This is a genomic window from Microbaculum marinisediminis (assembly GCF_025397915.1).
GTDB lineage: Bacteria > Pseudomonadota > Alphaproteobacteria > Rhizobiales > Tepidamorphaceae > Microbaculum > Microbaculum marinisediminis.
Map to the genome: position 1 here is coordinate 335,705 of NZ_JALIDZ010000001.1, position 23,920 is coordinate 359,624.

The window sequence follows — 23,920 nt, forward strand, 5'->3', positions numbered from 1 at the left end:
GTTTGCCGAGTGGAATTCGGGAGTAAGGCTCAAAGCCAACACAGAATGACGAACCATCCTTATACCTGGGTGCAGACGGCAAGCGGAGAGGCCTTCGACCTGCTCGCACCATCTCCCGAGCAGGTCCATCCTGAAGACCTGGCGGAACATCTCTCCAAAATCCCTCGCTTCGCCGGGGCTACACCGAACGTTGTGATTTCCGTTGCGCAGCATTCCGTTCTCGTCGCCGAGGCGCTGCCGGTCGAGGCGCGGGCCTATGGACTGCTGCACGATGGCCACGAGGCCTATCTGGGGAACGACCAGGGACCGAAACTCAATGCGCTGACTGCGCTCGCGCCGATAACGCTTGCAATCCTGACCCAACTCCGGCTGCGTGCCGCCGCCGCCATACACATGCGGTTCGGCCTGTCCTGGCCTCCTCCGGTCAAGATTGCCGCGGCCGTCGATCGGGCAAACGCCCGTGCGGTGGCTGCGGAAAAGCGCGCCTTCATGGCGCCTGAACCGCGGCCGTGGGCAGCCCTGCCGGAGCCATTGTCCGAGATTGACGAGCCTTGGACCTGGTCGGAAGCGTCCGAGCGGTTTTACGACATGCTTTTGCGCTACGCGCCGAAGTGGCCAGTGTAGCAGCCATGCTTCCGAAGACACCCGACGCGTGACGGGGTGCCGGGCCACGTAAAATCAAATAGTCGCAACGTGGAGGGCATCGGTAAATGGAAATGAAGTCAGCCGCTTGGTAAGAAATCAACACGCTAAATTCCAAATTATTCCACTCCGGCGCCCTCGCCGTCTTCGCGCTTCCTGCTTGCGTCAGCGTCACAACATAGGTCCTTGCCGTAGAGAATTTTGCCAGCCTTCAGGTAACGAAAGCTGTCATCGTACGCATAGACCTGCCTATCTGCATGATCGATGATCATGGAGTTTGTCGCCGCGACTAACAGACCCGGAGCGGGGGTAACACGGTCCGATCCTTCGAACGCCCCGAACAGCGCGGCTTTGCGTGTCAGCGGAAACAGAATCGCGGTGTTTGGCATGCCATGCCCCGGCGCCATCCACGGTGCGGGCAACGGTGCCGTATTCATCAAGCAGACCGGATGGTCGCTGGTGATGAAGTCTCCGGCGTCGGCTGTCGCGATGTTGAGTGTCCACTTCCGGCGCAGAAGCGTGCTTAGCACAGTATCCAAAGCATCGAGTTCATGTCGAACGTAGACGTTCTGGTGGGTTTCGATTTCGTATTCTCCGGAGCGTACGAATTTCCGCATTTCTTCATAAGGCACCGCCTCCCATTCGGCGAGATCCGTCCTCGATGCAACCACCTTTCGCATCGTGGATTCGTACTGGTTCTTGCTGCTGGTCAGTATCTCGGCCACGGACCGGTACACGCGCCCCATGAACTCGTTCCACGCATCGCGCATACGCGGCATTCTGATTGCCATAAGCGCTATAAGGTTCAGCACTAGAACGCGATCTTCACCTTCGAACTTCCCCTGTCTTGCAATCCGTTTGATCGCCGGAACGACCTTGTCTTCGAATTGTCCGTAGGCATCTTCCAGAGCGTTTGGATGATGTTCGTCCGTCTCGATCCTGTTGAAGTCTCTTTTTGCAGCGACGTTCCTGACGTTCGTGGCAAAGGATCGGCCGAGGTCTAAATCAGAGACGAATGTCTTCGCTTTTTTCGGATGAGCCCGTGGATATTTAGCAAATCCACGCAAGTATCCCTGAGGTACGTAGTGGTGATTTCGGGTGCCGGACATCTATGCAACCTTTCCGGAGAACGGACACGCAGCGTCTATCGCCAAGCAAGCCGGCCACTACCTCGCAAGAGTTTGGCAGAATACAACATAGAGGCGCGAAGTTTCCGTGAAAAACTTCGGGGGAAATGAGAGGCATCATTCTCTGCGCACCACTCCGGTCGCGGGTGCGGCCGGCCGGATGATCAGCTCGGCCGCCGGCTGCTTTTCGCCGGAGATCTGATAGGTCGTGACCACCTCCTCGAGTGCAAAGCCTTCGAAGATCCCACGCACCTCCGGCGCGTCGTTGATCGACAGGATGAAGGTGCCCTCGAGGCCGCCGAGGATCTCCGCCAGGCGCGCGAAGTCGGCGCGGCCGAACATGTCCTTCCCGTAGTCGGTTTCGCAGCCGAAATAGGGCGGGTCGAGATAGAACAGCATACCCGGCCGATCGTAGCGCGCGAGCAGATCCTGATAAGGCAGGTTCTCGATGACGACGCCGGCCAGGCGCTCGTGCACGGCCTCCAGCATGGCGCCGAGACGGCGCATGTCGAAGGCGCCCGGCGAGGCCGGGTCGACCCCGAACGACCGACCGGTGACCTTGCCGCCATAGGCGGTGCGCTGGAGATAGAGGAAGCGGGCCGCGCGCTCGAGGTCCGTCAGCGTCGACGGGTCGACCTTCGCCAGCCGCTCGAACTCGCGGCGGCTGGTGATCTGGTAGCGCAGCATTTCCAGGAAGGGGATGTAGTGGCGCTGCAGGATCCGGAAGAATCCCGCGACGTCGCCCGACAGATCGTTGATGATCTCGACCTTGGGGACGTGGCGCCGGCGGAAGAAGATCCCGCCCATGCCGACAAAGGCCTCGGCATAGCCGTCGTGGGTGACGGCATCGATCGCCCGCACGACGCGGCGGGCCAGGTTGCGCTTGCCACCGAGATAGGGCGCGGCCGGCGAAACGGGGTCGACGGTGCGACCGCCGAACAGAGTGTCCATGGGATGTTAACCGCTCGCATGCAGCCTCGCGCGTGGCGGGGCGGCGTTTGAGCTTGCTTGGCGTCGGCGGGTGTTGCCACAGCTTCGTGCCCGCGTTCGGGGTGTGTCAGCACCCCGGCCCCCGCCACTGACGTGGGGCACATATCGGCCGCGGAGGCGGCCAGGTACACCTCAGTCGCGCACCAGCCCAGGCCGGATGCGGATCGGGTCGTAGACAGCCGTCCTCAGCGTACCGTCGGCGAAGACGACCTCCACTTCGTGGTAGTAGATCCCAGCGAGCCCGCTCGTCTCGCCGGCGTCGAGGGTCAGGCGCAGGATGCCGTCCGTCGCCGCGCCGAGAACGACGAGCCCGCCGCCCAGCACCTTCTTGAGCGGCACCAGGTCGATCGGCGTCGTCGGGGCCGGTGCCGCCCACCAGCGCGCCTGGTCGAGCGACGTCAGGTCTGCGGGCTCGCCCGTCGTGTCGTCGACCAGTGCGAGGTCCGCGATCACCGTATCCCCTGCGACGGTGTCGATGCTGTAGCGCATTCAGATTTTCCCCTTGTGCGTGGTCCGGGATCGCAGGCGCCCGACAGGCCTGACGGGTTGCGTCGCGAGCCGACCGGTCAGCACCGCCGTGCCGGTGAGGCGTGCGGCGATGCGGACGATGGCGTAGTCGCGGCCCGTACCGGAGGGTACGAGCACGGCGGCGAGCACGGCCGGCCCGGCAAGAAGAATACCGCCGGCCGTGATTTCCGAGACCGCGTCGCCGGACATGACCGCCACGTCGGCATCGAGGACCCCTTGCACGGCAATCGCCGAGACGCCGGCACCGGCGAGGGCCGCCGGGCCGGAAACCAGGTTGCCCGGGACACCGAACCCGCCCGCGATGCCGACGGCGAGATCCGCGGGCCCGGCAACCAGCACCCCCTGCCCCCCAACAATCGGTCCGCCGGCGATATCGAGGCGCGCGACGGGCGCCGCGAGGCCTCCGGAAACCGACACGCCGGCGGCCGCGCTCGCCGCCAACAGAGCTGGCGCCGGCATCAGGACGCCCGCCCCGGCGACGGCGGACGTGGCCAGACCCGCAAGGGTGGCCGGGCCGGCGAGAAGCATGCCGGATACCCGCCATCCGCCGCCGAATGCCCCCGCGATCGCCACTGCGCCCGGGACCAGGTCGCCGGAGACAACGATGGTCGAGACCGCCGAGGCCGCGAGCAGCGCGGCGCCGGGCGCCAGGCCGCCGGACGCGGCGACGATCGACGCGGCCGAAGCCGCAACCAGTGCCGCATCCGCGACGAGATCGCCGGACGCGGCGACGATCGGCATTCCGGACGCCGTCAGCCCGGCCGGACCGGAGGTCAGCCCGCCCGACGCGGCGACAAGCACCCGCGCCCCGGCGTCGGCTGCCGCAGGGCCGACAAAGAGCGCCCCCGTCGCGCCGACCGCCGATCCGGCGACACCGGCCAGGGACGCCCCGCCCGCCGCCAGCGCGCCCAGGGCGGTCACGGACGGGCGCGCGGCGCCGGACACGACCGCCGAAGCGGACAAGAGGCCTCCGCCGACAGAGACCGCCGCGCCGATCGCGCCCGCGGTCGCCGGGCCCGCCGCCTGGAGGACCCCCGCCGTCGAGACGGCCGGCACAGCCGCGGCGGCGAGCGCCGGCGCCGCGGCGGCCAGCACCCCCTGCACGGATACGGTCGCGTCGCCGTCGGCGCTCAGCGCGGCCGAACCAGCGACGAGTGCGCCGGACACCGACAACGCGCCGGCCGATGCGACCTTGAGCGCGACGATCAGCCCCGAGCGCGACTGGACGCCGTTCGGGAAGCCCAGGTTCGAAGCGTAGGCGGTCGTTCCGTCGCCGGTGACGGACCGGTTCGCGCCGGCGACGAAGTTGGCGTAGGGCGCGGTCCCGATATGCGCCTCGTCGCCGAAGCCGTTGGTCGGCGCGGAGAAAAGCGCCCCGCTCAGGTCATTGCCGGATGACGAGGCGCCCCACATGGCCAGCAGCACGACGTCGGCGCTGGCGGGCGGCGTCACGGCCGCCGTGTCGTAATTGCCGCCGGAACTATTGACGAGTTGGCCGTTGCTCGCCTTGACGAGATCGGCCGTGTCGAAGCCGGACCATTCCTCGATGAGCCATACGCATTGGGCCGCACTGCCGATCTGGAACGAAAAGCTCGTCTGCCCGGCCGACTCCTGGAGCCAAAGATACGCGCCGTGATAGCCCTGCTGCGAACAGCCGGCCGGCTTGGCCCAGGCCGCGTTGGCGCCGCTGGCGTAGTCGTCCGAGACCGCCCGCAGCACAATGACGTTGCCGGCCGACGTCGCGGCATCGAACGTCATCGTGACGGTCGACGAGGCGCTTACCCCCGTCTTTCTCTGGACACGCGTGGCGGCCACGGCTCGGTGCTCAGTCGATCCTGACCGTGACCCTGAACCGGCCGGAGCCGGCGATCTCGACGCCGACCACCACCCCGGCGGCCGTCAGCGGCGCCCCGCCCTCGTCGACGCCTGGAACCTCGAGGTGATGCCCGAGGTTCGCGGCGCAGGCCTTCGCTGTCGCCGGCGAGGTGGTATAGACCGCGATATCGGCCATTGCCCGCGCCTCAGCTCGGCGCCGTCCAGGTCAGGCTGTCGAGACTGCATGCCTGGGCGGACGCGATCGAGACGTTGACGACCTCGATGTCGCCGCCGCCACCGGGGCCGGTCACGCTGCCGGACACCAGCAGCGTGCCGTCGCGATCGAGGATCTGGAAGTTGTCCGCGTCGCCCGATGCCACGGCCGCCGCGGCGATCGGCACGCCCTGCAGCGTGATGACGCCGGCCACCGCGGCGCCGAAGGCGGGGTTGGCCAAGTCGAAGGCGACGAGATCGACGGCCAAGTCGCGCAGCTTGAGCTGGGCCGTGCCCGCGCCGCTATTGATTGCCGCGTCGACGGCGTCCGCGATCGCGTTGCGCATCGCGGCTGCATGGGTGAGCGCCATGTCTGGAACCTCCTGACGAAGTGGGAAGGGATGTCGGTTAGTTGGAAACCTTGCCGCGCGCCTTCGCGGCGGTCGCAGCCGGGGCGTTCGCGGCCGGGGAGTCAGCCGCGCCGGCGCCGAGCACGCCGACGCTCGCCTTGCCCTGGGCGATCAGCCCGCCGACAAAGGCCCGGTTCAGGTCCGTGACGCGATAGCCCAGCTTCGGCCGGTAGCGGGCGACGAGCCGGCGGCCGTCGCGGAATTCGGCCTCCTCGGTCACCGTGAACGGCGCGCCGATCGCCGGCAAGGCGGTATCCTTCGCGGCCGCCGCGGCGGTCGCCTTTCTGGTCCTGGGCATGTGTCAGTCTCCTGCTGTGGTGAGTGATCCGGGCGGGGATCAGCCCGGCCCGTTGTTCAGAAACGCGAGCACGGCTTCGCGCAGCCAACCGAGGATCGAATCCCCGAGCGCGGCGGCCGCGACAACGACGATCGCGCCGACAATCCGGCCGGTCCACGTGGTCGCCTCCCAGGCGATCCGCAGTGCGCGCATCGCGCCGCGCCGCTCCGCAGCCTTGAGACGATCGGCGACCTCGCGTTCGCCGGCCGCGTCCATGAAATCCACGGCCCGCCGCGTGTCCCCCTCGACGTCGGCGACGCGGGCACCAAGATCGCGCACTTCCCGCTTCACCTCCTGGACGGCCTGTCGGATCTCCCGACGTGCGGTGTTGGCGCTTTCCTGTTCCCGCCGCTGCGCCTTCTGTTCGGCCTGGATTTCCCCCAGCCGCTCGAAGATTTCCGTTAGAATCCTGGTGTCGGCCGCCCCGCTCATTCCCCGTCCGCCCCCTGATCGTTTGGTTGTGGCCCGTAGTCGCGGGCGGTCCGGTCCGACCAGGCGACGGCCCTTGCCCGCCGGCGATCGCAATCCTGCAGCGCCACCTCGTAGCGCCGGTTCACCACCATCGCGTCGTCGCCGACGGCAACCGGTGGCTTCGGGCACGACCGCCTGAGATCCGCCGGCGCCACGGGGATCGGCGGCAACGCCGTCTCAGCGATCGCCGCCGCGACATTCGGGTCGATCTTCGCCGCGGAGCTCGAGCAGCCCGCAATAGTCATCATCAAGCCGATAAACGCAGCGGCCCTGATCGCGCTTGTCTTTGCGCTCTCGTTCATAGCGATCAACCTCGCGTGTCAGATCTGCGATCTCGGCGTCGTCCCGCTCGCGCAGCAGCGCGGAGGCCCTCAGCGCCGCCTCGGTGGCCTCGTGCCGCCGAAGCAATTCGTCGAAGGCGACCCGGCTCACCATGTCGGTAAAGGCAGCCTCGCACTGCGCCTTGGCATCGGCCGCCGCGTCCGCCCGCAGCCAGACGATCCCGCCCGCGAGCGCGGCGACGATCAGGATGGAGATCGCGACTTTCGCCAGCATGCCCCACGGCCCGCCGGCGCGCTCGAGAAGCATGCCGATCATCCGACCGCCTCCCGGTCTGGCCCCCGGTCCGGCCCCTCGCCCGTGCCGTCCGCCGGCGGGACAACGGACGTGGGGGCGGCCGGTGCCGGCGCGGCCGGGTTAGGCGGAGACTGCGGCGGCGCGGCGGCCTGGTCGGCCCGGCCGTGCTTCATAACGTTCAGGTCATCCCAGGCCGCGCCGAACACGTAGCCGCCGATCACCGAGGCCGCGAGCAGGATCAGGCCGTCGGCGATCGCCTCGTGCAGCCGAATGTCCTCGCCGAAGGCGATCAGGTAGGCGATCGCGCCGGCGCAGAAGATCAGGGTGCCGAAGACGACGCGCCGCCGGTGCGTCCAGCTCGGCTGATAGGTTGCCATCCGTTCGCGCTCCCGGTCAGTGGAGATCGACATAGCCGCCGTGGACCCAGCCGGCGAAACCGGCCGGCGTCGTCACGTGCAGCCAGTCACCGGCACGGTGATGCACCGTCAGGGTCACGCCCTGCGGGATCTCCCCGATCTTCGCGCCGCTCGGCGCGTTGCGCAGGTTGAGCCGGCCGGCCGTGACGGTGCCCGTCCCGCCGTCGCGGCGCTCGACCTCGACCGCCGCCGCGCGCTCGGATTCGGTTTCGGCCAGCGTTGCCGCCACGCCGGCGCGCATCCTGTCGCCACAGGCCTTCGCCCCAACGATCGACGGGTCGAACGCGAGCCGCGTGATGTCCCACTTGCCACGCTGCTTGATGCCAAGGTTCGGTTGAACCTCGGCATGGCTCAGCACCGTCTCGGGCGAGACCGGGATGTCGTAGGCCCGGCACAGATCCGCGACGGCGCGGATCATGGCGCTCCACTGCTCGGCCGTCATCGGCCAACGGCCGGCATGGAACGGGCTCTCGCGTACGTCGCGCCCGCCCATGCAGCACAGCGAGACGCCGATCGACCCGGTGTTGCAATTGCGCGTGTGCGCCGCGTAGGCACCGCGGATCGGCCGGGCGTTGTCTTCGATCGAGCGCGCGCCGCGCACCAGGTGGCCGTCGCCCTCGACCAGGACGTGATAGTGCTCGCGGTCGAACTCGCTGGCCCGATGACCGCCCGCCGTCCAATGCACGATGACGCGCTCCATGCGCGCGCGCGGCATCCAGTGTGCCGGGATCATGATGGTCTCCAATGTGTTCGGATGGCTAGTTGCGACGGCCCGTGAGGGACCGCCGCTCGAAAGCCGGCCCTCGATAGACCCGCCCGAACGGATAGGACCGCTCGCCTTTCCGCGGCACCATTGCGACCCGGACAAGCGGGCAGCAGGGGTTCGGGTGCGTCTCCAGGGCCAGTTCGATGACCATCTTTGCGAGACGGGCGGCCGCGGGGCCGACCGTTGCCAGGCCCAACTCGGGCGGCCCGAGGGAGAACCGGTCAGCCATCACGGCCTCCGAAACCCGAGGACGCGCGCAGTCGGATAGGTGCCGATGCCGACCTTGCGGCCGTGGTTGCCCGAGATCAGCCTGACCCCGCGCCCATCGAATCCCATGAAGTAGCCGACATGGCCGGAGCGGCCGCGCTGGGATCCGCGCCACAGAACTACGATGTCGCCCGGACGCGGACTCGAGACCGGCCGGCCGTAGCCGAGATAGGACCGCGCCAGGCGCGAGCCCGTGCCGGGCCGCCCCGCCTCGCGCTCGACCAGGTTCATGAAATCCGCGCACCACAGCGAGCGGCGGCCCGTCGGATTGCCGCCTAGATAGCGGCGTGCGATGGAAATGGCCGGCGCGTCATGACGCGAGGAGCGAGCGTGCGGGCGGCCGGGACACGGCGAACACCCCAGCGAAGGCAGGTATGCAGGGCGGGACGGGTCGTCCCGGTAGCCGGCGCAGGCGGGGAAGGCGAAATGGGCAAACAATGCTGCCCACACGATTGCTCGCATGGCGGAAGGTCCATTCTGTCGGTTTCCAGTCCCGGCTACGCGGGCGCGCAGCCCCCGCTGCAATCGAGCGTCAGAACTCCGCGTCGAAGATCAGCGCGCCAGCCGATGACGAAAACAAGAACCGAACCCCGTTCACGGGACCGAAGCCCACAGCGGCGTCAACGCGCACGCTGCAAATCCTGTTGTCGTCGCTGATCGCGCTCCCGACCAGGCTGGCGGTGTATGAGGCCCCGGTTGCATCAACGACCTTGATCGCACCGGCCTGGGTTACGGTCGGAGCCGCGCGCATTGCCACCGGCAAGTGGACCGGAAATCGCGTTTGTGTTGAGCTAGTCGCGAGGCCCGCCGCAAAAATCTCGGAATTGATAGGGACGCGCTGATAGTACCGAGCGCACCGCATGAACTGCGTCGTCGGATCGACCCGCTCGAAGGGCGTGACGACCGTGCCTTCCTCGAGCTGGGCTTCCATGACGTTGAAGGCGAAGGCCGCGTTGACCGGCAGCTCGAACCGCGCGATGAGACGGTGGCCCGTTCCGAATGTCTTGCCGGCGACAGAGGGAAGGGTTAGCGGGATCTCGAACCGCGTCGGCGTCGTGGTGATCGTCAGGGGATCGGACACGGTCTCGACGTTCGAAGACCCGCCGGTCCCGAAGGACTGGGTCAAACGGATCGTCACAGATTCCGTTCCGGCGTCGACCCACGCGTAGAAGGATATCCGGACGTCCTTCCCGGCGAGAGTATGCACGCCCTCGATGTTCTGCTGCAGCAGGTTGTACGTGCCGCCGCTGCCGGCGACCGACTGCACCCATCGAAGGCCGTTGCGCGTCCCGCCCGGGGCTTCGTCGCCCGGAGCGCGGGTCAGTTGCGAGATCGTCCGCGTCGCGCCTGACCCGTCGAAATTGAGCTGCCAGCGATCAAGCAGGTGGCTGTAGCTGCTGGGGCTGGCGAAGTTCGTCCCCCGCTGGGCGACGGTGAAGTCGCCGTTGATCAGCGCGTTGCGAAAGCCGCCGAGGGGCCCCACGTTGTCGGTGAGTTCGACCGATGCGAAGGCGTTGTCGCCCCGCGCGACGAAGAAGGTGACGACCCGCGTGCCGTCGGCGAGCAGCGCGGTCCCGGCTTGGGCCGCGGGGTCCACCTGGATCCGCACGCGGTCACCCTGGTCGTCGGTCGCCAGAACGGCGAACGAGGCGACCGAGGCGATCAGGCTGTTCTCGAAGGTGATGACGAACAGATCGCCCTTGATCGGGTTGTTCGGCGCCGCCATGGCGACGAGCCAGTTGCCGACATCGCCGCCGGTCGCCGTCAGTTTGGAGAAGTACAGCCATCCGGCCTGACTGAAGTCGTTGTCGCTGATGCGCATGTAGCCGTTGCCGGGATCCTCGTCCGCGGTGGCGGTCGAGTAGATGAACGGGTGCCCGCCGATCGGCCCGGAGGGGCCGGGAACCCCCTGCTGCCCCTTGAACGATACGCCGGCCGGCCACCCCGCCTCTGTCTTCGGGCCGTAGGCAATCGCCAGGCTTGAGGTCACGCGCAGCCAGACGTCGCCGACATTGCCGTCCTCGGGCTGCGGTGCCACGTCGGAACTGTGAATGCTGGTCCCCGCCGGGCCCTTGGCGCCCATTCGCGGGATCTGCGCTGTAAGATCGACCATTGCAGAGGGTTCCTGGAGTAGAGGGGGGACCGGACGAACGCACGACTGTTAAGCGGCGGCGCCGCTCAACAGTGGGAGGCGCCGGGTTTGAGATCGATATTGGCGAAGCGGCAGCGGCGGTCGATGTCACCAATGGTGAATACGATGTCGGCGCTGTAGACGCCCTTTTCGAGGATGCGCAGCACATCCGGCTTGACGAGGAAGGCGATGACGCCGTTGACCGGGTCGGGAATGAAGAACCGCCCGTTCGCGGTCGACAGTGTGAGGTCGACGCGTGGCGCGCCGGCCTGCTTGCGCCACTGCATGCAGGCCGAGACCACCTCGCTGAGGTCGAAGACGACCGGAGGATCTTCCTCGTTCGCGCCGGGCTGCAGCACGGTCAGCGTCCAGTCGAACGTATCATTGTCGTAGACGTCGACGACGTCCGGCAGTTCGATATAGGCCATGGCGTCTTTCCCCGATGCCACCGCGCGTCAGGTCAGGCCAGCAGCGACAGGCTGTAGTGCGCGTACATCGTGTTTGACCCGCTGGTGGGGTTGAACACCTGCACGCCGACTTGCACACCGTAGCGGCTCGCCGCGAAATCCGTCGCCACGTCGTCGACACCCGCGCCGATATCCATCACGCCGGCCGTCCTGTATCCCCCACGCGTGCCGAACTTCCGGATCGAAACCTGCGGCGTCCGCGCCCAGTTCACCGTCTGGAACGCGCCGAGCTGGCCTGTGCTGGCGCCGCCGGCGGCGACGGTGTTGAACGTGAGTTCTTCCGTCACGTCGGTAGCCATCCGGTGAGCGTTCACCAGTGGCGTGATCGTTGCCACGTTCGATCCGTTGGTGACGACGCGGGCGACCAGCATATCGTCGTAGTCGGAATCGAAACCGGCATGGTCCTCGGCGCGTGCCGAGGGATTGTAGCCGCCGCTGGCGAGATCCTTGAGCGAGAACCCTTCGGCAAGCGAGAACCGGAGATGGTAGGTCTTGCCGGCCGCGTGCGACAGCGTGCGCTGCGCCAGCGACCAGGACGTCGTGCTCACGGTGATCAAGCCGCGGAAGACGACATTCTGGGCGTCGGCGACAACGACCGCGCCGGTTCCCGCGCTGACCGTCAGTTTGTTGGTGCCGTTCTTGACTTCCGGGAAGATCGGCATGTTCCCCGCCGCGGCGACGATGTCGAACTGCGCCGCCTGGATCGCCTTGAGCAGCATGTCATCGTCGAGCGGATCGTCGGTAACGCCCATGCCCCGGATCGCGCGTCTCAATTGCGCGAGAAAGAAGTTCAGATCCTGAGCGGAGATCCACGTACCATCATTCGCGCCGGGCGCGGTACACGGCCGAAACCAGGTATCCTTGTCGGGATCCGTGATCTCGTGTGCCGGCCGGGACTCCACCGCATTGGGACCCTTGGGATTTCCAATACCAGCCATGTCAGGCGACCTCGTAGGTTATGTTGAGATGGGCGGGCACGATGCGCTCGAGGACGCACCGCAACGGTTGGGGGTCGGGCGCGCAGAGTTGCACGCAGTCGGCCACGGCGCAGTCGGCGATCGGCCACACCCCTCCGGCCCAGGCGGGGCTGTCGTTCAGCGACACCACTATGTCGAGGATCGCGGGCCGCGGCTCGACCAGCATGGCGCAGTCGGCGATCGCACAGTCGGCCTGCGGGCCCTCGACCTGCAGGCTGCGGCATTCGATCACCCAGCCGGCCCGCGCCGCCATCTCGACGAAGTACTCGCAGCGCGTGCCGCCGATCGCGGCGACCTTGGCGCAGACGTCGGTCCACAGGCCGCAATCGTCGGGAACGCCGAAGTCGGCGCTCCAAAGCTCGCGCGTCTCAGACATCGTTCCGCAGGTGAACTCGTCCAGCCCCGCGCATATTCGGCGATTGACGAAGTGCATCACTTCGGCAAACGCCGCCCAGAACCGCGCCAGCACCGAGCCTGAATCCGGATCCAGATCCCGTTCGCTCTGCCAGGCGCGCCCCCGAGGCAGAAGTGCGAGAAGCTGCTGCAGGATCTGGCCTTCGGTCGGGCAGATATCTGACCGATCGAAAGGCGTGCAGTCCGTCTTGTTCATGTCCCGCTCGCTCGCTTGGGCCCGCTCCTCGCCGGGTTCGGCCGCATCAGTCGAAATCCACCGACCCGAGGACGGCGATCTTCCCTATCGGCACCACGATATCGGTCACGGGCGAGATGATCCTGTGGCGCCGCTCTCCGGAGGCATTGGCAGCGGCCTGCCATATCCACGACGGCGAGAAGATCTCGGTCGTACCGTACGCCCCCGGCGTCGTCGGCCGCGCCTCGCGCCGGAACGTCTCGGCGATCTCCGAGACGACGGCGTCTCGCACCGCGCCGTTGTCGGGTGTGAGCCCGGCGATCTTGACATCGACGACATACGCGGCGGGCGCGAAGACCGAGTAGACCGCGCCGGCCGGCGCGAGCCCGTCGATATGATCGCTGACGCGGATGACGTCGGTGTTGAGCGGGATGCCGTTCTCGTAGAGGTCGTCCATCAGGAAGTAGACGGCAATGGTCCCCGGTCCGAACGCGGCCCGCACCGGCCAGACCCGCGTCACGCCCGCGATTTGTCGCGCCCACAGGACGTAGTCGGACGGCGCGCCTCCGTGCGGCGGATTCTGCTTCCTGAACAGCAGCCGCTCGCGATAGCGTTCGTCGTTCTCCTCGTCCGAGCCCCCGCCGATGCCACTCGGCGTGGTGGCGTTCTCGTCTATGCCGATCGGCGAGCCATTGATGGTCAGCGTCGCCCCCTCGCGCGTGTTCGATCCCGCGCCTTCGTCGATAGCCCGCAACGGCACGTCCACGGATCCCGACTGCGGGATGCTCGCGCCGCTCTGCACCCTGAAGCGCCGGCCGGCGCCATTCGAGACAATGAGGCCCGCGGCTACCGCGGATCCGACTGCCCCACTGAACCGACCCGTCCCCTCGGCATAGGTCGCGGGCAGACGAGGAAGGCCGTAGTCGGCTCCGTGGCGGTCGAGAAACGACCCTTCCGCCGTCGTCACGAACGCCTGATCGACGACCCAGCGGAGCCGCAGCAGGACCTCCCACGTCGCGGCCGTGATCACCTTCGCCGAGGCGTAGACGTTGTTCGGCCAGATCCATGCGTCGGTGCCTGGCAGATTGGCGCGGAACGCCCCGCGCACCCTCTCGGCCATCGCCTTGAGGCTGGGTGTATCGAAAGCCATGTGGCGCCTCGTTAGCGAATGGTTTGGGTCCAGATATCGGCGAAGCGCTGGTCATAGACCTTCGCGCCGTCGTGGCTGAACAGGTGAATGATCAGCTCCAGGCGCCCGGCGATCGGCAACGCCGTCGCTACCGCTTCGATCCGCGCAACGGCGCCCTGCTCGACGAGGGTCTGGAGCGCCTCGGACGCGAACGCTTCCGCCCGTCTCGCCGACGCGTCGTCGAGCGTACCGCGCTCCAGGGTCCACAGCAGCGACCCCATCTCGCCCTCGCCGAGATCGTCCCGCACGTCATACGTGTCGCCGTGCCAACCTCGCCGATCGACGAAAGCCGCACCTCCCGGCCAGCTGTCGCCGACCGCATCGGGATGTTCCATATCGTCCGGTAGCCGCCTGTCCGTGAACAGGCACAGGATCACCGCCGTATGCAGCGCCGCGGTTGCCCGCAGGCCTCCCCGGTTGAGTGCCTCGTCGTCGCCGGCGATCGCCCAATCGGCGACACCCAGATCCGGGTTCCAGAGCGAGTCCCAGAGCAGGTCCGGCTGCGGATCGCACCCCTCTGTGCTGCGAACGATGATGTCGGTCATCGATCAATACTCCGGCTTCGGGTCGTTGCCCGCGATCGGCATCGGCGACATCGTGGTGATACCCGTCTCCTTGTCGAGCGTGATGTGCATCAGCGTGTTGCCGCCGTCCTCCGGATCGTCCTTCTCCTTGACCTTCACCTGTGCATACCGGTTCTCGGCGAGCACGAACCGCAACGGACCGAGCGCGATATGGATGGCGTCGCGCTGGCTGTGGATGTTGATCCGGTTCGTCTTCAGAAAGACGACCTGCCCCTTAGCGTCGTAGAGGACGGCTTCCCCTGCCTCGAGGTCGCGCGGGCAGTGATCCTTGTGTTCCAGCCCGATGATCACGGGGCGGTCGCGCCGCGCGCCCCCCAAAAGGACGACCCCTTCCGACCCGACCGGAGGGTGACTGTGGAAGCCGTGCGGCTCCGCCCGCAGCGCCCGGCGGAACTCCTCGCCGGCGAGCCCGGTCGCCCGCACGAGCTGCTGCGTGCCGCTGTCGTCGGTCTCCTTGAGGGCGACCCGGTCGATGACGCCGCGCAGCGGATCCCGGTCGGCCCAGCTCATTCCGGCATCTCCGTCCACGCGTCGTCGGACTTCGACTTCTGCGGCGCCTTACCGTCGTAAGCGCGTGGGTCGACCAGCGCCAGGAGAGCCCGCGATCCCTGCCCGTCCTGAGTGAGGCGCACCGTTTCGATCAGCATGTCGCCATGAATCCGTAGCCACGGACAGTCCACGAAGACCAGGTTGTTGGGTTGCCAGACGGTGCCGGTGTCGTCACGGAACGACTGCGCCGTGATCGACGCGCGCGTCGACAGGCCGGCAAGCCTCTGCGCCTCGATCATCGCCCGCCGCGTCGCCGTCGCGACGTCGGTCGCCGTCTCGGCGATCACGACGCGCGGCCGGTATCGCCCGACTGCGGGATCCTGTGCGGTTCCTTCGACCCGCAGCGCCTCGTCGCCATGCCCGGCACGGCCCTGTCCTTTCACCATGTGGTCTGAGAACCGCTTGGCGTGACTGATATGCCCGCTCGCCGCGAGGATGTTCTTGCCCAGCAGCAGGGCGCCGGGCTGCCGACCTGCCTCCGAGGCGTTCGTCAGTTCGACCGAGCCGTCGGCAAGCCCCATCAGGCAGATACCCTGTTGCCGGCAGACCCGTTCCGCCGCCCGGAATGCAGTCTCCCCCTGGATGATCTGGAAGTCGGGCACCGGGTCTCCGGGCACTTTTGCGCCGATTCCGATGCCGAACTTGTCGAGGTCGCGCGCTATTTCCGCCGGCGTCTTGTTTTCAAAGTACCCGCCCTCGATAACCGCCGCGCTGTCGACGTAGTCGCCGGCCTTCGATCGGCCGGTGACGGTCACCTCGTGCCGGTGCGCGTCGTAGCTCGGCGAATAGTCATCGACATAGCCGGTAACCAGAAGGTCGCCGGCACCGCGATCGCCAGTGCCGCGATCGCCAGCGCCCGCGCGGATCTCGACCGCCGTCCCCGGCCTGAACACCCATGGATCCAGATCCGATTGGCCGGATGGCGCGAGCTGCCCTTCGCTGACCGTCAGCGTGAATGATCGCGCGGCCCGGTTCAGCCCGTAGGCGACCTGTACTTCCTTCCAGCCGCTGTAGACCTCGCCGCCGGCTCGGACCGTGACAAACTCCCGGGTCTCGCTCACCGCGCGAGCGCCTCGAGGGGTGACGGCATGAAGCTGGGATGTGAGGCGCCGTTGCGGGCGATCAGTTCCTCCGCGCGCGCCGCGTCGGCGTAGAGCCGGTACGCCCACCAGACCGAAGGCATCGAGCGCGAGGCCGAGACCTCTATCACCGGTGCGAGATCCGTGATCGTACGGCTGATGAATTCGATCACCGCGTTCCGCAACCCGATCAACACCTGCAGCTCCTCTTGCCTGGTCGCAACGGCGATGATCCCGTCGAACAGGTCCGCGACATCGGCGCGGGCCTGTATCGCCGCGCTCCGGGTCTCGAAGATCACGTCGACGATCGCCTCCGAGTAGGCGGTCGCGATCGCAGTGACGCCCGTGCGCCTCACAAGGTCCGCCACCCGGTGCGCCACGACACCGGTCGTCGCCGGTATCGTCAGCGTAGCCGCCGCCGGCGACTCGAGGGGCAGCGCAGCAGCGGCGTGTTTCAGGACCTTGGCGGCTGCGTTCGGGGCCGCCGCCACTCGGAACGCCGTCACTGCCGTCATGATCGCCGCAGGAATCGAGGCAATATCAACGCTGGTGCCGATCGGTACGACGTCGCCCTCCGCCAGCGCCGGCGCGGCTGCGTACAGGTCGATCAGCCCCTGCGCCGCCTCCGCTGCGCTCCTGGTCGCGAGCGACGCGGAGACCCGCTCCGCCTCGACGGCGGCCGCAATCGTTTCGATCTCGCCGGCAACGGCGGCGATGATGTGATCCGGCGGCCTGGAGAACAGCCCGCCGGCACTGGTCAGCGCCTCGTACTGGCTCGCGAACGCGGTCTCCATTGCCGCCACGAGCGCCTCGGCGGCCCGGACGACCCGGCCGGCGTAGAACGGCGCGGGATACGGCGCGGCGCCAATGCCGGGATCCTCGACGAAGATGAGGTTGACGGCGACATAGCCATGTTTGTCCTTGCGCCGCTCGGTCTTGGCCTCGAGGCAGATGGCGCGCCGCGCCCCCAACAGGGGCAGCACGAGCGTGCCGGCACCTTGCAGTGTGCAGACGTCGAGGAGCGCGCTCAGCTCGGCCTCGATCGTATCGGACGCCAGATAGGCCGTCAGCCGATGATGGCGGGCCTTCTGGCCTAGCTCCTCCGGATACCAGGCGTCGCGGTTCGGATACTCGTGTACCTGGACCCGCTTGCCGTACTCGCCGGAATCCATCTCGACCTGAAACGACACGCCGCGATACGACGCCGGCCATAGCGTCGTCAGCCAGTCCCTGCAGCTCGACATCTCAGAGCTGCCCGTCGCCTGGAATGCTGTCGGTCATGCCAACCCCGACGTCAACCTGGATATCGCCCTCGTCACGCGCGGACATGCCGATGACGCGCCCGGGCCCGTCGACCCGGATGCGGACGTCGACATCGGCACGTCCCTTCAGCTCCGCGCTGACCGGCGCCGTCACTTCAGCCTCGATCGTGCCGCCGCGGATAAGGTCCTCGAGCGTCGGCTGTCTTCGGGTGACGGACATGCCTCCGTCGATCGAAGGCGGAAGCGGTACGGATCCGAACCGTCGCGCGTCCCGCGAACCGAAATTGATCGGCGACAGACCGCCCGAAATGACCTCGACCGGCAGCGGCACCGGGAGCGGAACATCCCCGCCCGGCTTCGACCTCGGGAAGGGAACCTGACGGCCCGGCCGCGCCGGAGGAACAGGAATGAACGGATGCAGTGTATCTGCGGTCCGCCCCGGATCGAAAAGGCTTCCCCCGCCTCCCAGGGGCGTTGACCCCGGCAGGCGATCCAGCCAGATCTCCGAACGGGTGATCTCCGCCAACCGCCTCGAGTAGGCGTTTCTTGACGCCCCGTAGGCTTTGTATTTGCTGCGGGACTGCGCACCGGGCAACGGATTGCCCGCAAGATCCTTGGGCATATACATGTCGACGAGCGCCTCGGTGTCGGGAACCGTCTGGAACCTGTGGACGCCATGCCCCGGCATCGCTCCCTTGTCTTGAAACGGCATCCAGAAACCCGGCTCGCCAAGGCTTTCTCTGCGGCTTCTGTCGGCCGCGGCCTGGGTCGCCTTGTAGTCCTTCGACCATTTGTAGCCGAGTGCCGCGGCTCCAACGCCGACGCCCGCGATTCCCAGCACACGGCCGAGGAACGGGTACCGGACCAGGACGCCACCAACCACGCCCAGCGCCTTCCCGAACTTGAGGAGGCCGGATACTCCCAGGCCAAGTGTGAACAGGACGGGACCGATCGCGGCAAGCCCGCCTCCCAACGAAATCAGGAGCCCGGTCGTTTCCGGGCTCAGGTTCTCGTCCAGTGCTTTCAGGGCCCCGGAAAGCTGCTTCAGAACCTCAACCTCGTAGGGTAGCAGTTGCTCGCCGATCTTGATCTTCAGGGACGACTTGATGCCTTCGAGTTGAACCTTGAGATTCTTGGCCGATTCCGCCTGCTCGTCGTAGGCGGCGCCGAATGTTCCCAGCACCTGCTGCTCGTCGTTAAGCGCGCGCAGGATCTCCGTGTATTTCTTGAAGCCCCCCTCGGATGCCAGCGACATGGCGAGGTTCAAGCCCTCGACCGAGCCGATCATCTTGATTGCGGCACCCCGGTCGGTCTTCGCCACCTCGACGAAATCGGCGAGCCAGCCCGTCAGGCCCTTGGTTCGCAGCGCCGCCTCGCCGAACTCGATACCGTACCGCTTGGCCATCTTCGTGGCATCTGCGCCGGGCTTGATGATGTTCGACAGCAACGCCCGGACGCCGGTGTAGGCCTTGTTGGTCTGCAGGCCGGCGGTCGTCGCAGCGGCGACGGCAGCCTCGACCTCCTCGAATGATACGCCGACGCTGGCCGCTATACCGGCGACCTCGCCGAGGCCCGTCGCCAACTCCGCGACGGTCGTCTTGCCGTACTTCTGCGCAGTGAAGAATTGCGCCATCACGACATTGGACCTGTCGGCGCTCATCTGCCAGGCATTGAGCGCCGAAGTGCCACCGTCGACCGCGACGCCCAGGTCGGTCAAACCGGCAACGGCTAGCTTTCCCGCATTGCCGACGAATTCGACCGATCGACCGGCTTCGATACCCGCCGAGACCGTATCGAACAGGGCTTTCGGAAGCTCCTGAACATCGATCGGAATGTCGGCGAGAACGTCGAGTGCGTCCGCCTTCATTTTTTTGAAACCGGCTTCGAGACCGAGGTCGACGGACTCGAAGCTGGTTGAATCCAGCAGGGTCTTGACGCCCCGCATCGCGTGGTCGAAGTCCTCGGCCGCGTCGATGGACGCCTTTCCAAAGGCCAGGATCGGAGCGGTTACCGCAGCAGTCAGCAAACCGCCGCCGACCATCATCGACTTGCCGACGCGACCGAGGCGCGCTTGGGCACTGGTGATGTCGTTGACGGCCCGTTTGACCCCGCCGCCCTTGTAGGCGGTGGAAATGACGGCTTGCGCTTCGAGTATCCGCTTCGACACTGTCTGCTGATCCGGTTCTATCGGGTGCTGCGGCGCTTGACCCGCGCCAGCCAACGACGATGAAAATCAATGAGCTGACCGACGGTCAGGGATTCCACGAACTGCGGTTGCCAGCCCGCCTCGAAGAGGAGATCGTCGATCAGCTCGTTCAGTTTCCCGCGTCGTTCAGGAATTCTCCGACCGCGTTTCCGACGACGATCACATCGCGGATCGCCAGGCCTTCAAGCACCAGCTCGTCGAGGCCGCTGCACGCGGCGATGTACTTTCCGATCACACCGTGCCGGATGACCTTGCGACCGATCGGATTGTCGTTGTCGTCGTAGCCGGTGAGCTCGACATCCATCGGCGGCCCGTACTTGAAGTACAGGTCCGCTCCCGGCTCCCGCAGTTTCAGCTCCCGCACCGGGCCGCCGTGCGTGTCGAGCGGCCGAGACAGAGGCACCGTAATCGTTCCGTCCGCGTTGACCGTCCAGGGCCCCTTCCCGGCGCCGCCGCCGTCCGACGTCTTGCCTTGCGCCCCGGCCTTACCGGCCGGCGCCGTTTCGCTGCTCGTCATACTCGCCTCCTGTCGATTGCGGGATGCCCCGCGCTCAGCCCACCTGTCGGGCGATCTGCGACATCACCGTGAATCCGGTGATCTCGCCCGTATCGGATGCCAGCGACGGTCGGCCGGTCATCCGTGCGCGGGTGAACAGATAGCGCCGCCCCATGTCCGTGAGCTTGGCGGTCACGTCGATGAGGCAGCCGAGCAGCTCCTCCATGCGCAGACCGCACCGGTCGGAAAGGACGATGTCCATTTCGTAGAGCCGCGGCTCCGTCGTGAAGTACTGGCCTCCGTCCTGATTGGCTCCGCCAGTGACCTCCCGGTTCGCGAACCGAACCGTCACCGCGGCCCGGGCGCTGTATTTCACGCCGTCGATCGTCAGTTCGACGCGCCCGCCGGCATTGTCGCAACAATCCATGATAGCTCTCCTTTTGAGGTCCCGTTCGCGTAGGGAGCGGGGAACCGACGATCCCGGCCGCGCCTATACCCGCCCGACAAGAAGCGAGGAACGGAGCGACCGGGGATCCAAAGACGACCGACCGCCCTAGGCGGCCGCCGGCGAGCGGAGCTGCAGGAAGGTCGTCGCGTTGACTGCGAAGATCCTGAGCTGGTTCACCACGTCGTACGGCAGATAGACATTGACCCGGTTCGCGTCGGTGTTGTCGCGCTCGACGATCAGCTCCTGGGCGAACAGGTCCGTGTTCTCGAGAACACCGTCGGCCACCAGTTCCTGATAGCCGTGGATGATCGTCTCCTCGATGTCGCTGGGCGTGGCCACGCCCTGCAGGCCGAAGGGATTCTCGTCGGCAAGCGCCACGCGGCCGTAGGTCGACGTAATCTTCGCCTTCAGAAAGCGGAGCATGTACATCGTCTGCGCCATCGTATTGACGTCCAGCCAGGTTGCGTCGGCGCTGCTCCAGGCGTTGGTCTGATAGGTCGTGATCAGGCGATCGATCGCGACCGTGCCGTCGCGGCGCACGTGGTAGGTCGAGATCCCGTCGAACAGCGCCGTATTGCGATCGGCGATGTCGAAGCGGTCCGCGATCTTCGGCGCGACGATCCCGTGCAACTCGAGCGAATGCAGCGGGCGGGACAGCTCGGGGGCATCCTGCAGGTGATCGCAGGCGCGGCCGCCGACCGCAGCCGCCCAGGACCACGGCGGCGACGGGCTATTGTAGGCGCCCAGGATTGAGACATGCTCGTCGTTGCGCGAAAGCCCGAGCGTCGACAACGCTCCGAGCGCCCCCGCCTTGAAGGCGATATAGTGGCCGTAGAGCTGCTCCAGCGGCCCCCAGCGCCCGGTCTCGCCGTCGAGGAAAAGCCCGATCGCGCCCAGGTTGGTGGCGTCGGCATAGGGGGCGGCGAACCAGTCGTATTCCTCGTCGCCGAGCGAGGTCAGCGCCGACGTGAAATCGGGATCTCCGGCACCCGTCGCCATCGCCGTGATCGTCAGCAGGTCGGCCGCAAGCGTCGACTCGTCGCCGATCAGGTCCGTGTCGATCCGGATGTCGTTGCCCAGCGCGCCCTTGTGCCTGGCGGTGATGTCGCATTCGTTGGCGTTTACGCCGTTCACCACGGCGGTTACGGGCAGCGAGGCCTCCGCGTTGATCGCCGCGACCAGGGCCGCGGCGACGGCGTCGTCGTCGTCGGTCGTGGCGACGCGGATCCGGAGCCGAACGCCGGCAACGTAGATCGTCAGGGTGCCGGCGACCGATACCGGGGTACCGGCGACCGTGATCTTGCCGACAGCCGCGGTGCCGGCGCCGTCGTCTTCGAGCGGCAACGCCCAGATCTCGCGAAACGGCGCGTTGAGCCGAGCGATCCGACACATCTCGGCGAGCATCGAGCCCGCGCCGAACAGGCCCGCGCCGTTGTCCTGCGTCAGGACCGGCTCCCCGGCCGTCGCGGAACCGGCCGGCAGCATCTGAGCGATCAGCAGCAGCCGGGCGTTCGACTGGTACGGCGCCCCGCCGGAATTGATCTCGGCATAGAACAGCGGGACGCGGAGATTGCCTGGAATGGAGTTAAAGGCGACGGGCATGGATCAGTCCTCCTTTTTCGCCGACGTGGCCTTGGCCGGCTTCTCCGGCTTCGGCGGTTTGGCTTCGATCGCATCACCGTGCTTGATCCGCCGCAGCCAGTAGTTGGTCCGGGGCACGTGCTTTCCTGATGGCAGCACGGCCTCATAGCCGCGCTCGGGATCGCGCAAGGTGCGTCCCTCCGCCGGCTTCACGTAGAGCCTGGTCATCGTTGTCTCCTGTTCTCGGACGTCGCCTAGATGTCGAGGTTGCCGATCGGCGCGTTGACGACGCCGACCTTGCCTTCGGCCACTTCGCCGGCATGGACCTCGAGGCCGACGGTCGCCAGCACGGGAAGCAGCGCGGTGGTGGGCACCCCGGCTTCCATCAGGTACGCGACGATTTCCTGCACCGTCTTCGCCTGCCCGCCCGATGCGGCGGCGACCGCTTCGGCGACGAGGCGCAGCGGGCCTGGCAGATCGCCGATTCCTCCGCTCGGTGGCGGGTCGTTGGTCGGCGGCAAGGCAACGACATCTACCGGACAGGACGCCGGGAGCCGAACAGTCAAGGTCACCGTCCGTGCGGCGAAGCGTGTCTCGCCTTTCGAATCCATGACACGGCTCGAGGCAATCTCGGTAATCCCCCGGATCATCCTGCCCCAGAGTCGCCCCCAGGTGCTCGCCACGTTGGTCAGCGCCCGGATCGACTGGTATTCGAGCAGATCGAGGACCGCCTCGAGCTCCGCGTCGGTCTGCGGCATCTCGATGACGACGCCGTCGTCGGCCTTTCGCGTCGTCGCGCAGACCAGCTCGAGCGTCAGCTCGACCGATCTGTCGAAGGTCAGGCCGCCCCCCGCCCGCTCGACGTTGGGGCCGCCGTCGGCATCGGTGTAGACGATCCCGAGCGGGACGGTCCTATCCTCACCGAACTCGTGCACGGGCTCCATGAGCGTGTCGTACCAGTACCGGCCGGCAAGCGTCGGATGGGTCCCGGAGCCGTCACCGGCATCCGTCAACGCCAGCAGCGTGGCAAGCCGCAGCGCGGTCCGTTCGAGGCTCATCGCAGGAGGCGCGGAGCGAGCGCGCGAGCGACAGGGAACCGAAACATGGTCAGGCCTCGACTTCCTGCAGGACCAGGTGGAGATTCACCCGTGTCAGTCCGTCCGGTTCGATCTCCGTCACGCGAAAGACTTCGCCGGTCGCTTTGCGCTTCACCTCGTCCCCGCGACGGATCTCCCACGGGACCGCCGAGACGAGGACGGAGACCTGTGGCGTCGTCGTCGCAAATCCGGGCCGATCGCGCTTGCCGCCGCTTTCGTCCACGTCGAGCGGCGCGCTGTCGAAGATCGCAGCGACATCGGTAGCCAGCGGCCGACCGGGATCCGCCGACGGCCGGCCGTTGACGCTGTCCGACATCTTCGCCGGGCGGAAGTCGAACCGTTCCTCGTCCCCAAACGTCGTATCGACGATGGGCTCGACGATCCCGGCGAGAAGGTCCTCGAAAGGCGACGACATGACGGGCTACGCGTCGACGCGGGCTATTTCCGGGAAGCCGTCTTGCGGCGCCCGGCGCCCGCGCCCTTGGCCGGCGCGGCCTTCGCGCGCGTTCTCAGCGGCGGCGCGTCCTGGGTCTCGATACCCTTCGGCCGCGCGGCGGTCTTCTCCCAGACCGCACGGTCTGTGGCGACGAGATCGGCCGCCGTCACGGCTGCGATATCTTCGGGGACGACAAGCGTTTCACCGACCTTCAGCAGACGTCCCATGCGGCGGCTGCCGCGAGTGATTTTGATCGCGTTCATCAGGAACC

Annotated in this window: 32 protein-coding genes; 1 reads left to right on the forward strand and 31 read right to left on the reverse strand. The window is 67.1% G+C overall.

Annotated elements, in window-relative coordinates; translation table 11 throughout:
• The first annotated feature begins 45 nt into the window (after positions 1-45).
• A complete protein-coding gene (locus MUB46_RS01680) occupies positions 46-624 on the forward strand; it encodes a hypothetical protein (protein WP_261614122.1) in 579 nt (192 codons plus the stop codon).
• Positions 625-761: 137 nt separating this feature from the next.
• Here the strand turns inward: MUB46_RS01680 and MUB46_RS01685 are convergent, their stop codons facing one another.
• The 31 genes from MUB46_RS01685 to MUB46_RS01835 form a co-directional block, all read right to left on the reverse strand.
• The gene (locus MUB46_RS01685) at positions 762-1,751 is read right to left on the reverse strand and encodes a DUF4238 domain-containing protein (RefSeq protein ID WP_261614123.1); all 990 of its coding nucleotides are present in this window, start codon (positions 1,749-1,751) and stop codon (positions 762-764) included.
• Positions 1,752-1,886: 135 nt separating this feature from the next.
• Positions 1,887-2,720, reverse strand: coding sequence for a DNA adenine methylase (locus tag MUB46_RS01690; protein WP_261614124.1), 834 nt, complete (start codon positions 2,718-2,720; stop codon positions 1,887-1,889).
• A 171-nt stretch (positions 2,721-2,891) separates the two neighbouring features.
• Complete coding sequence (locus tag MUB46_RS01695) at positions 2,892-3,248, reverse strand: hypothetical protein (RefSeq protein WP_261614125.1); 357 nt, start codon at positions 3,246-3,248, stop codon at positions 2,892-2,894.
• On the reverse strand, positions 3,249-5,045 hold the full coding sequence (locus MUB46_RS01700; RefSeq protein WP_261614126.1) for a hypothetical protein: 1,797 nt from the start codon (positions 5,043-5,045) through the stop codon (positions 3,249-3,251).
• Positions 5,046-5,112: 67 nt separating this feature from the next.
• Positions 5,113-5,298, reverse strand: a complete 186-nt coding sequence (locus MUB46_RS01705) for a hypothetical protein (protein ID WP_261614127.1) — start codon at positions 5,296-5,298, stop codon at positions 5,113-5,115.
• Positions 5,299-5,308: 10 nt separating this feature from the next.
• Entirely contained in the window at positions 5,309-5,686 is a 378-nt protein-coding gene (locus tag MUB46_RS01710; protein ID WP_261614128.1) for a hypothetical protein, read from the reverse strand.
• A gap of 37 nt (positions 5,687-5,723) precedes the next feature.
• The gene (locus MUB46_RS01715) at positions 5,724-6,023 is read right to left on the reverse strand and encodes a hypothetical protein (RefSeq protein WP_261614129.1); all 300 of its coding nucleotides are present in this window, start codon (positions 6,021-6,023) and stop codon (positions 5,724-5,726) included.
• Positions 6,024-6,062: 39 nt separating this feature from the next.
• Positions 6,063-6,494, reverse strand: a complete 432-nt coding sequence (locus MUB46_RS01720) for a hypothetical protein (RefSeq protein WP_261614130.1) — start codon at positions 6,492-6,494, stop codon at positions 6,063-6,065.
• The gene (locus tag MUB46_RS01725) at positions 6,491-6,703 is read right to left on the reverse strand and encodes a hypothetical protein (RefSeq protein WP_261614131.1); all 213 of its coding nucleotides are present in this window, start codon (positions 6,701-6,703) and stop codon (positions 6,491-6,493) included. The genes MUB46_RS01720 and MUB46_RS01725 overlap by 4 nt, the downstream gene beginning before the upstream one ends.
• 7 nt (positions 6,704-6,710) lie before the next feature.
• Positions 6,711-7,130 carry a hypothetical protein gene (locus MUB46_RS01730; RefSeq protein WP_261614132.1) on the reverse strand — a complete coding sequence of 140 codons (420 nt, stop codon included), beginning with the start codon at positions 7,128-7,130 and terminating at the stop codon, positions 6,711-6,713.
• Positions 7,127-7,486 carry a hypothetical protein gene (locus MUB46_RS01735; protein ID WP_261614133.1) on the reverse strand — a complete coding sequence of 120 codons (360 nt, stop codon included), beginning with the start codon at positions 7,484-7,486 and terminating at the stop codon, positions 7,127-7,129. Before MUB46_RS01735 ends, MUB46_RS01730 begins: the two co-directional genes overlap by 4 nt.
• A 16-nt stretch (positions 7,487-7,502) precedes the next feature.
• Entirely contained in the window at positions 7,503-8,258 is a 756-nt protein-coding gene (locus tag MUB46_RS01740) for an amidase (RefSeq protein ID WP_261614134.1), read from the reverse strand.
• Between the two features lie 25 nt (positions 8,259-8,283).
• Positions 8,284-8,520, reverse strand: a complete 237-nt coding sequence (locus MUB46_RS01745) for a hypothetical protein (RefSeq protein ID WP_261614135.1) — start codon at positions 8,518-8,520, stop codon at positions 8,284-8,286.
• The gene (locus tag MUB46_RS01750; RefSeq protein ID WP_261614136.1) at positions 8,520-9,020 is read right to left on the reverse strand and encodes a TIGR02594 family protein; all 501 of its coding nucleotides are present in this window, start codon (positions 9,018-9,020) and stop codon (positions 8,520-8,522) included. Before MUB46_RS01750 ends, MUB46_RS01745 begins: the two co-directional genes overlap by 1 nt.
• Before the next feature lie 70 nt (positions 9,021-9,090).
• On the reverse strand, positions 9,091-10,671 hold the full coding sequence (locus MUB46_RS01755) for a hypothetical protein (RefSeq protein WP_261614137.1): 1,581 nt from the start codon (positions 10,669-10,671) through the stop codon (positions 9,091-9,093).
• 65 nt (positions 10,672-10,736) lie between these two features.
• Positions 10,737-11,117, reverse strand: coding sequence for a hypothetical protein (locus MUB46_RS01760; RefSeq protein ID WP_261614138.1), 381 nt, complete (start codon positions 11,115-11,117; stop codon positions 10,737-10,739).
• A gap of 32 nt (positions 11,118-11,149) precedes the next feature.
• Complete coding sequence (locus MUB46_RS01765; RefSeq protein WP_261614139.1) at positions 11,150-12,094, reverse strand: hypothetical protein; 945 nt, start codon at positions 12,092-12,094, stop codon at positions 11,150-11,152.
• 1 nt (position 12,095) lies between these two features.
• Positions 12,096-12,743: a hypothetical protein gene (locus MUB46_RS01770; protein ID WP_261614140.1), complete on the reverse strand. Its 648-nt coding sequence runs from the start codon at positions 12,741-12,743 to the stop codon at positions 12,096-12,098.
• A gap of 46 nt (positions 12,744-12,789) precedes the next feature.
• Entirely contained in the window at positions 12,790-13,872 is a 1,083-nt protein-coding gene (locus MUB46_RS01775) for a baseplate J/gp47 family protein (protein ID WP_261614141.1), read from the reverse strand.
• A gap of 11 nt (positions 13,873-13,883) precedes the next feature.
• Entirely contained in the window at positions 13,884-14,456 is a 573-nt protein-coding gene (locus MUB46_RS01780; RefSeq protein WP_261614142.1) for a phage GP46 family protein, read from the reverse strand.
• A gap of 3 nt (positions 14,457-14,459) precedes the next feature.
• Positions 14,460-15,005 carry a phage baseplate assembly protein gene (locus MUB46_RS01785; protein WP_261614143.1) on the reverse strand — a complete coding sequence of 182 codons (546 nt, stop codon included), beginning with the start codon at positions 15,003-15,005 and terminating at the stop codon, positions 14,460-14,462.
• Positions 15,002-16,105, reverse strand: coding sequence for a phage baseplate assembly protein (locus MUB46_RS01790; protein ID WP_261614144.1), 1,104 nt, complete (start codon positions 16,103-16,105; stop codon positions 15,002-15,004). The genes MUB46_RS01785 and MUB46_RS01790 overlap by 4 nt, the downstream gene beginning before the upstream one ends.
• The gene (locus MUB46_RS01795; protein WP_261614145.1) at positions 16,102-17,367 is read right to left on the reverse strand and encodes a DNA circularization N-terminal domain-containing protein; all 1,266 of its coding nucleotides are present in this window, start codon (positions 17,365-17,367) and stop codon (positions 16,102-16,104) included. Before MUB46_RS01795 ends, MUB46_RS01790 begins: the two co-directional genes overlap by 4 nt.
• A gap of 1 nt (position 17,368) precedes the next feature.
• Positions 17,369-19,552 carry a phage tail tape measure protein gene (locus tag MUB46_RS01800; RefSeq protein ID WP_261614146.1) on the reverse strand — a complete coding sequence of 728 codons (2,184 nt, stop codon included), beginning with the start codon at positions 19,550-19,552 and terminating at the stop codon, positions 17,369-17,371.
• A gap of 148 nt (positions 19,553-19,700) precedes the next feature.
• On the reverse strand, positions 19,701-20,108 hold the full coding sequence (locus MUB46_RS01805; RefSeq protein WP_261614147.1) for a phage tail assembly protein: 408 nt from the start codon (positions 20,106-20,108) through the stop codon (positions 19,701-19,703).
• Between the two features lie 34 nt (positions 20,109-20,142).
• Entirely contained in the window at positions 20,143-20,514 is a 372-nt protein-coding gene (locus tag MUB46_RS01810; RefSeq protein WP_261614148.1) for a phage tail tube protein, read from the reverse strand.
• Positions 20,515-20,640: 126 nt separating this feature from the next.
• The gene (locus MUB46_RS01815) at positions 20,641-22,137 is read right to left on the reverse strand and encodes a phage tail sheath subtilisin-like domain-containing protein (RefSeq protein ID WP_261614149.1); all 1,497 of its coding nucleotides are present in this window, start codon (positions 22,135-22,137) and stop codon (positions 20,641-20,643) included.
• A 3-nt stretch (positions 22,138-22,140) separates the two neighbouring features.
• On the reverse strand, positions 22,141-22,344 hold the full coding sequence (locus MUB46_RS01820) for a DUF2635 domain-containing protein (RefSeq protein WP_261614150.1): 204 nt from the start codon (positions 22,342-22,344) through the stop codon (positions 22,141-22,143).
• A 26-nt stretch (positions 22,345-22,370) separates the two neighbouring features.
• Entirely contained in the window at positions 22,371-23,174 is an 804-nt protein-coding gene (locus tag MUB46_RS01825; RefSeq protein ID WP_261614151.1) for a hypothetical protein, read from the reverse strand.
• A gap of 49 nt (positions 23,175-23,223) precedes the next feature.
• Positions 23,224-23,628, reverse strand: a complete 405-nt coding sequence (locus MUB46_RS01830; protein ID WP_261614152.1) for a head-tail joining protein — start codon at positions 23,626-23,628, stop codon at positions 23,224-23,226.
• A 23-nt stretch (positions 23,629-23,651) separates the two neighbouring features.
• Complete coding sequence (locus MUB46_RS01835; RefSeq protein WP_261614153.1) at positions 23,652-23,912, reverse strand: hypothetical protein; 261 nt, start codon at positions 23,910-23,912, stop codon at positions 23,652-23,654.
• Positions 23,913-23,920: the final 8 nt, after the last annotated feature.

Coding starts and splice junctions, on each gene's coding strand:
- MUB46_RS01680 (WP_261614122.1), top strand. CDS start 46: ATGACGAACCATCCTTATACCTGGGTGCAGACGGCAAGCGGAGAGGCC.
- MUB46_RS01685 (WP_261614123.1), bottom strand. CDS start 1,751: ATGTCCGGCACCCGAAATCACCACTACGTACCTCAGGGATACTTGCGT.
- MUB46_RS01690 (WP_261614124.1), bottom strand. CDS start 2,720: ATGGACACTCTGTTCGGCGGTCGCACCGTCGACCCCGTTTCGCCGGCC.
- MUB46_RS01695 (WP_261614125.1), bottom strand. CDS start 3,248: ATGCGCTACAGCATCGACACCGTCGCAGGGGATACGGTGATCGCGGAC.
- MUB46_RS01700 (WP_261614126.1), bottom strand. CDS start 5,045: ATGACGTTCGATGCCGCGACGTCGGCCGGCAACGTCATTGTGCTGCGG.
- MUB46_RS01705 (WP_261614127.1), bottom strand. CDS start 5,298: ATGGCCGATATCGCGGTCTATACCACCTCGCCGGCGACAGCGAAGGCC.
- MUB46_RS01710 (WP_261614128.1), bottom strand. CDS start 5,686: ATGGCGCTCACCCATGCAGCCGCGATGCGCAACGCGATCGCGGACGCC.
- MUB46_RS01715 (WP_261614129.1), bottom strand. CDS start 6,023: ATGCCCAGGACCAGAAAGGCGACCGCCGCGGCGGCCGCGAAGGATACC.
- MUB46_RS01720 (WP_261614130.1), bottom strand. CDS start 6,494: ATGAGCGGGGCGGCCGACACCAGGATTCTAACGGAAATCTTCGAGCGG.
- MUB46_RS01730 (WP_261614132.1), bottom strand. CDS start 7,130: ATGATCGGCATGCTTCTCGAGCGCGCCGGCGGGCCGTGGGGCATGCTG.
- MUB46_RS01735 (WP_261614133.1), bottom strand. CDS start 7,486: ATGGCAACCTATCAGCCGAGCTGGACGCACCGGCGGCGCGTCGTCTTC.
- MUB46_RS01740 (WP_261614134.1), bottom strand. CDS start 8,258: ATGATCCCGGCACACTGGATGCCGCGCGCGCGCATGGAGCGCGTCATC.
- MUB46_RS01745 (WP_261614135.1), bottom strand. CDS start 8,520: ATGGCTGACCGGTTCTCCCTCGGGCCGCCCGAGTTGGGCCTGGCAACG.
- MUB46_RS01750 (WP_261614136.1), bottom strand. CDS start 9,020: ATGCGAGCAATCGTGTGGGCAGCATTGTTTGCCCATTTCGCCTTCCCC.
- MUB46_RS01755 (WP_261614137.1), bottom strand. CDS start 10,671: ATGGTCGATCTTACAGCGCAGATCCCGCGAATGGGCGCCAAGGGCCCG.
- MUB46_RS01760 (WP_261614138.1), bottom strand. CDS start 11,117: ATGGCCTATATCGAACTGCCGGACGTCGTCGACGTCTACGACAATGAT.
- MUB46_RS01765 (WP_261614139.1), bottom strand. CDS start 12,094: ATGGCTGGTATTGGAAATCCCAAGGGTCCCAATGCGGTGGAGTCCCGG.
- MUB46_RS01770 (WP_261614140.1), bottom strand. CDS start 12,743: ATGAACAAGACGGACTGCACGCCTTTCGATCGGTCAGATATCTGCCCG.
- MUB46_RS01775 (WP_261614141.1), bottom strand. CDS start 13,872: ATGGCTTTCGATACACCCAGCCTCAAGGCGATGGCCGAGAGGGTGCGC.
- MUB46_RS01780 (WP_261614142.1), bottom strand. CDS start 14,456: ATGACCGACATCATCGTTCGCAGCACAGAGGGGTGCGATCCGCAGCCG.
- MUB46_RS01785 (WP_261614143.1), bottom strand. CDS start 15,005: ATGAGCTGGGCCGACCGGGATCCGCTGCGCGGCGTCATCGACCGGGTC.
- MUB46_RS01795 (WP_261614145.1), bottom strand. CDS start 17,367: ATGTCGAGCTGCAGGGACTGGCTGACGACGCTATGGCCGGCGTCGTAT.
- MUB46_RS01805 (WP_261614147.1), bottom strand. CDS start 20,108: ATGACGAGCAGCGAAACGGCGCCGGCCGGTAAGGCCGGGGCGCAAGGC.
- MUB46_RS01810 (WP_261614148.1), bottom strand. CDS start 20,514: ATGGATTGTTGCGACAATGCCGGCGGGCGCGTCGAACTGACGATCGAC.
- MUB46_RS01815 (WP_261614149.1), bottom strand. CDS start 22,137: ATGCCCGTCGCCTTTAACTCCATTCCAGGCAATCTCCGCGTCCCGCTG.
- MUB46_RS01820 (WP_261614150.1), bottom strand. CDS start 22,344: ATGACCAGGCTCTACGTGAAGCCGGCGGAGGGACGCACCTTGCGCGAT.
- MUB46_RS01825 (WP_261614151.1), bottom strand. CDS start 23,174: ATGAGCCTCGAACGGACCGCGCTGCGGCTTGCCACGCTGCTGGCGTTG.
- MUB46_RS01830 (WP_261614152.1), bottom strand. CDS start 23,628: ATGTCGTCGCCTTTCGAGGACCTTCTCGCCGGGATCGTCGAGCCCATC.
- MUB46_RS01835 (WP_261614153.1), bottom strand. CDS start 23,912: ATGAACGCGATCAAAATCACTCGCGGCAGCCGCCGCATGGGACGTCTG.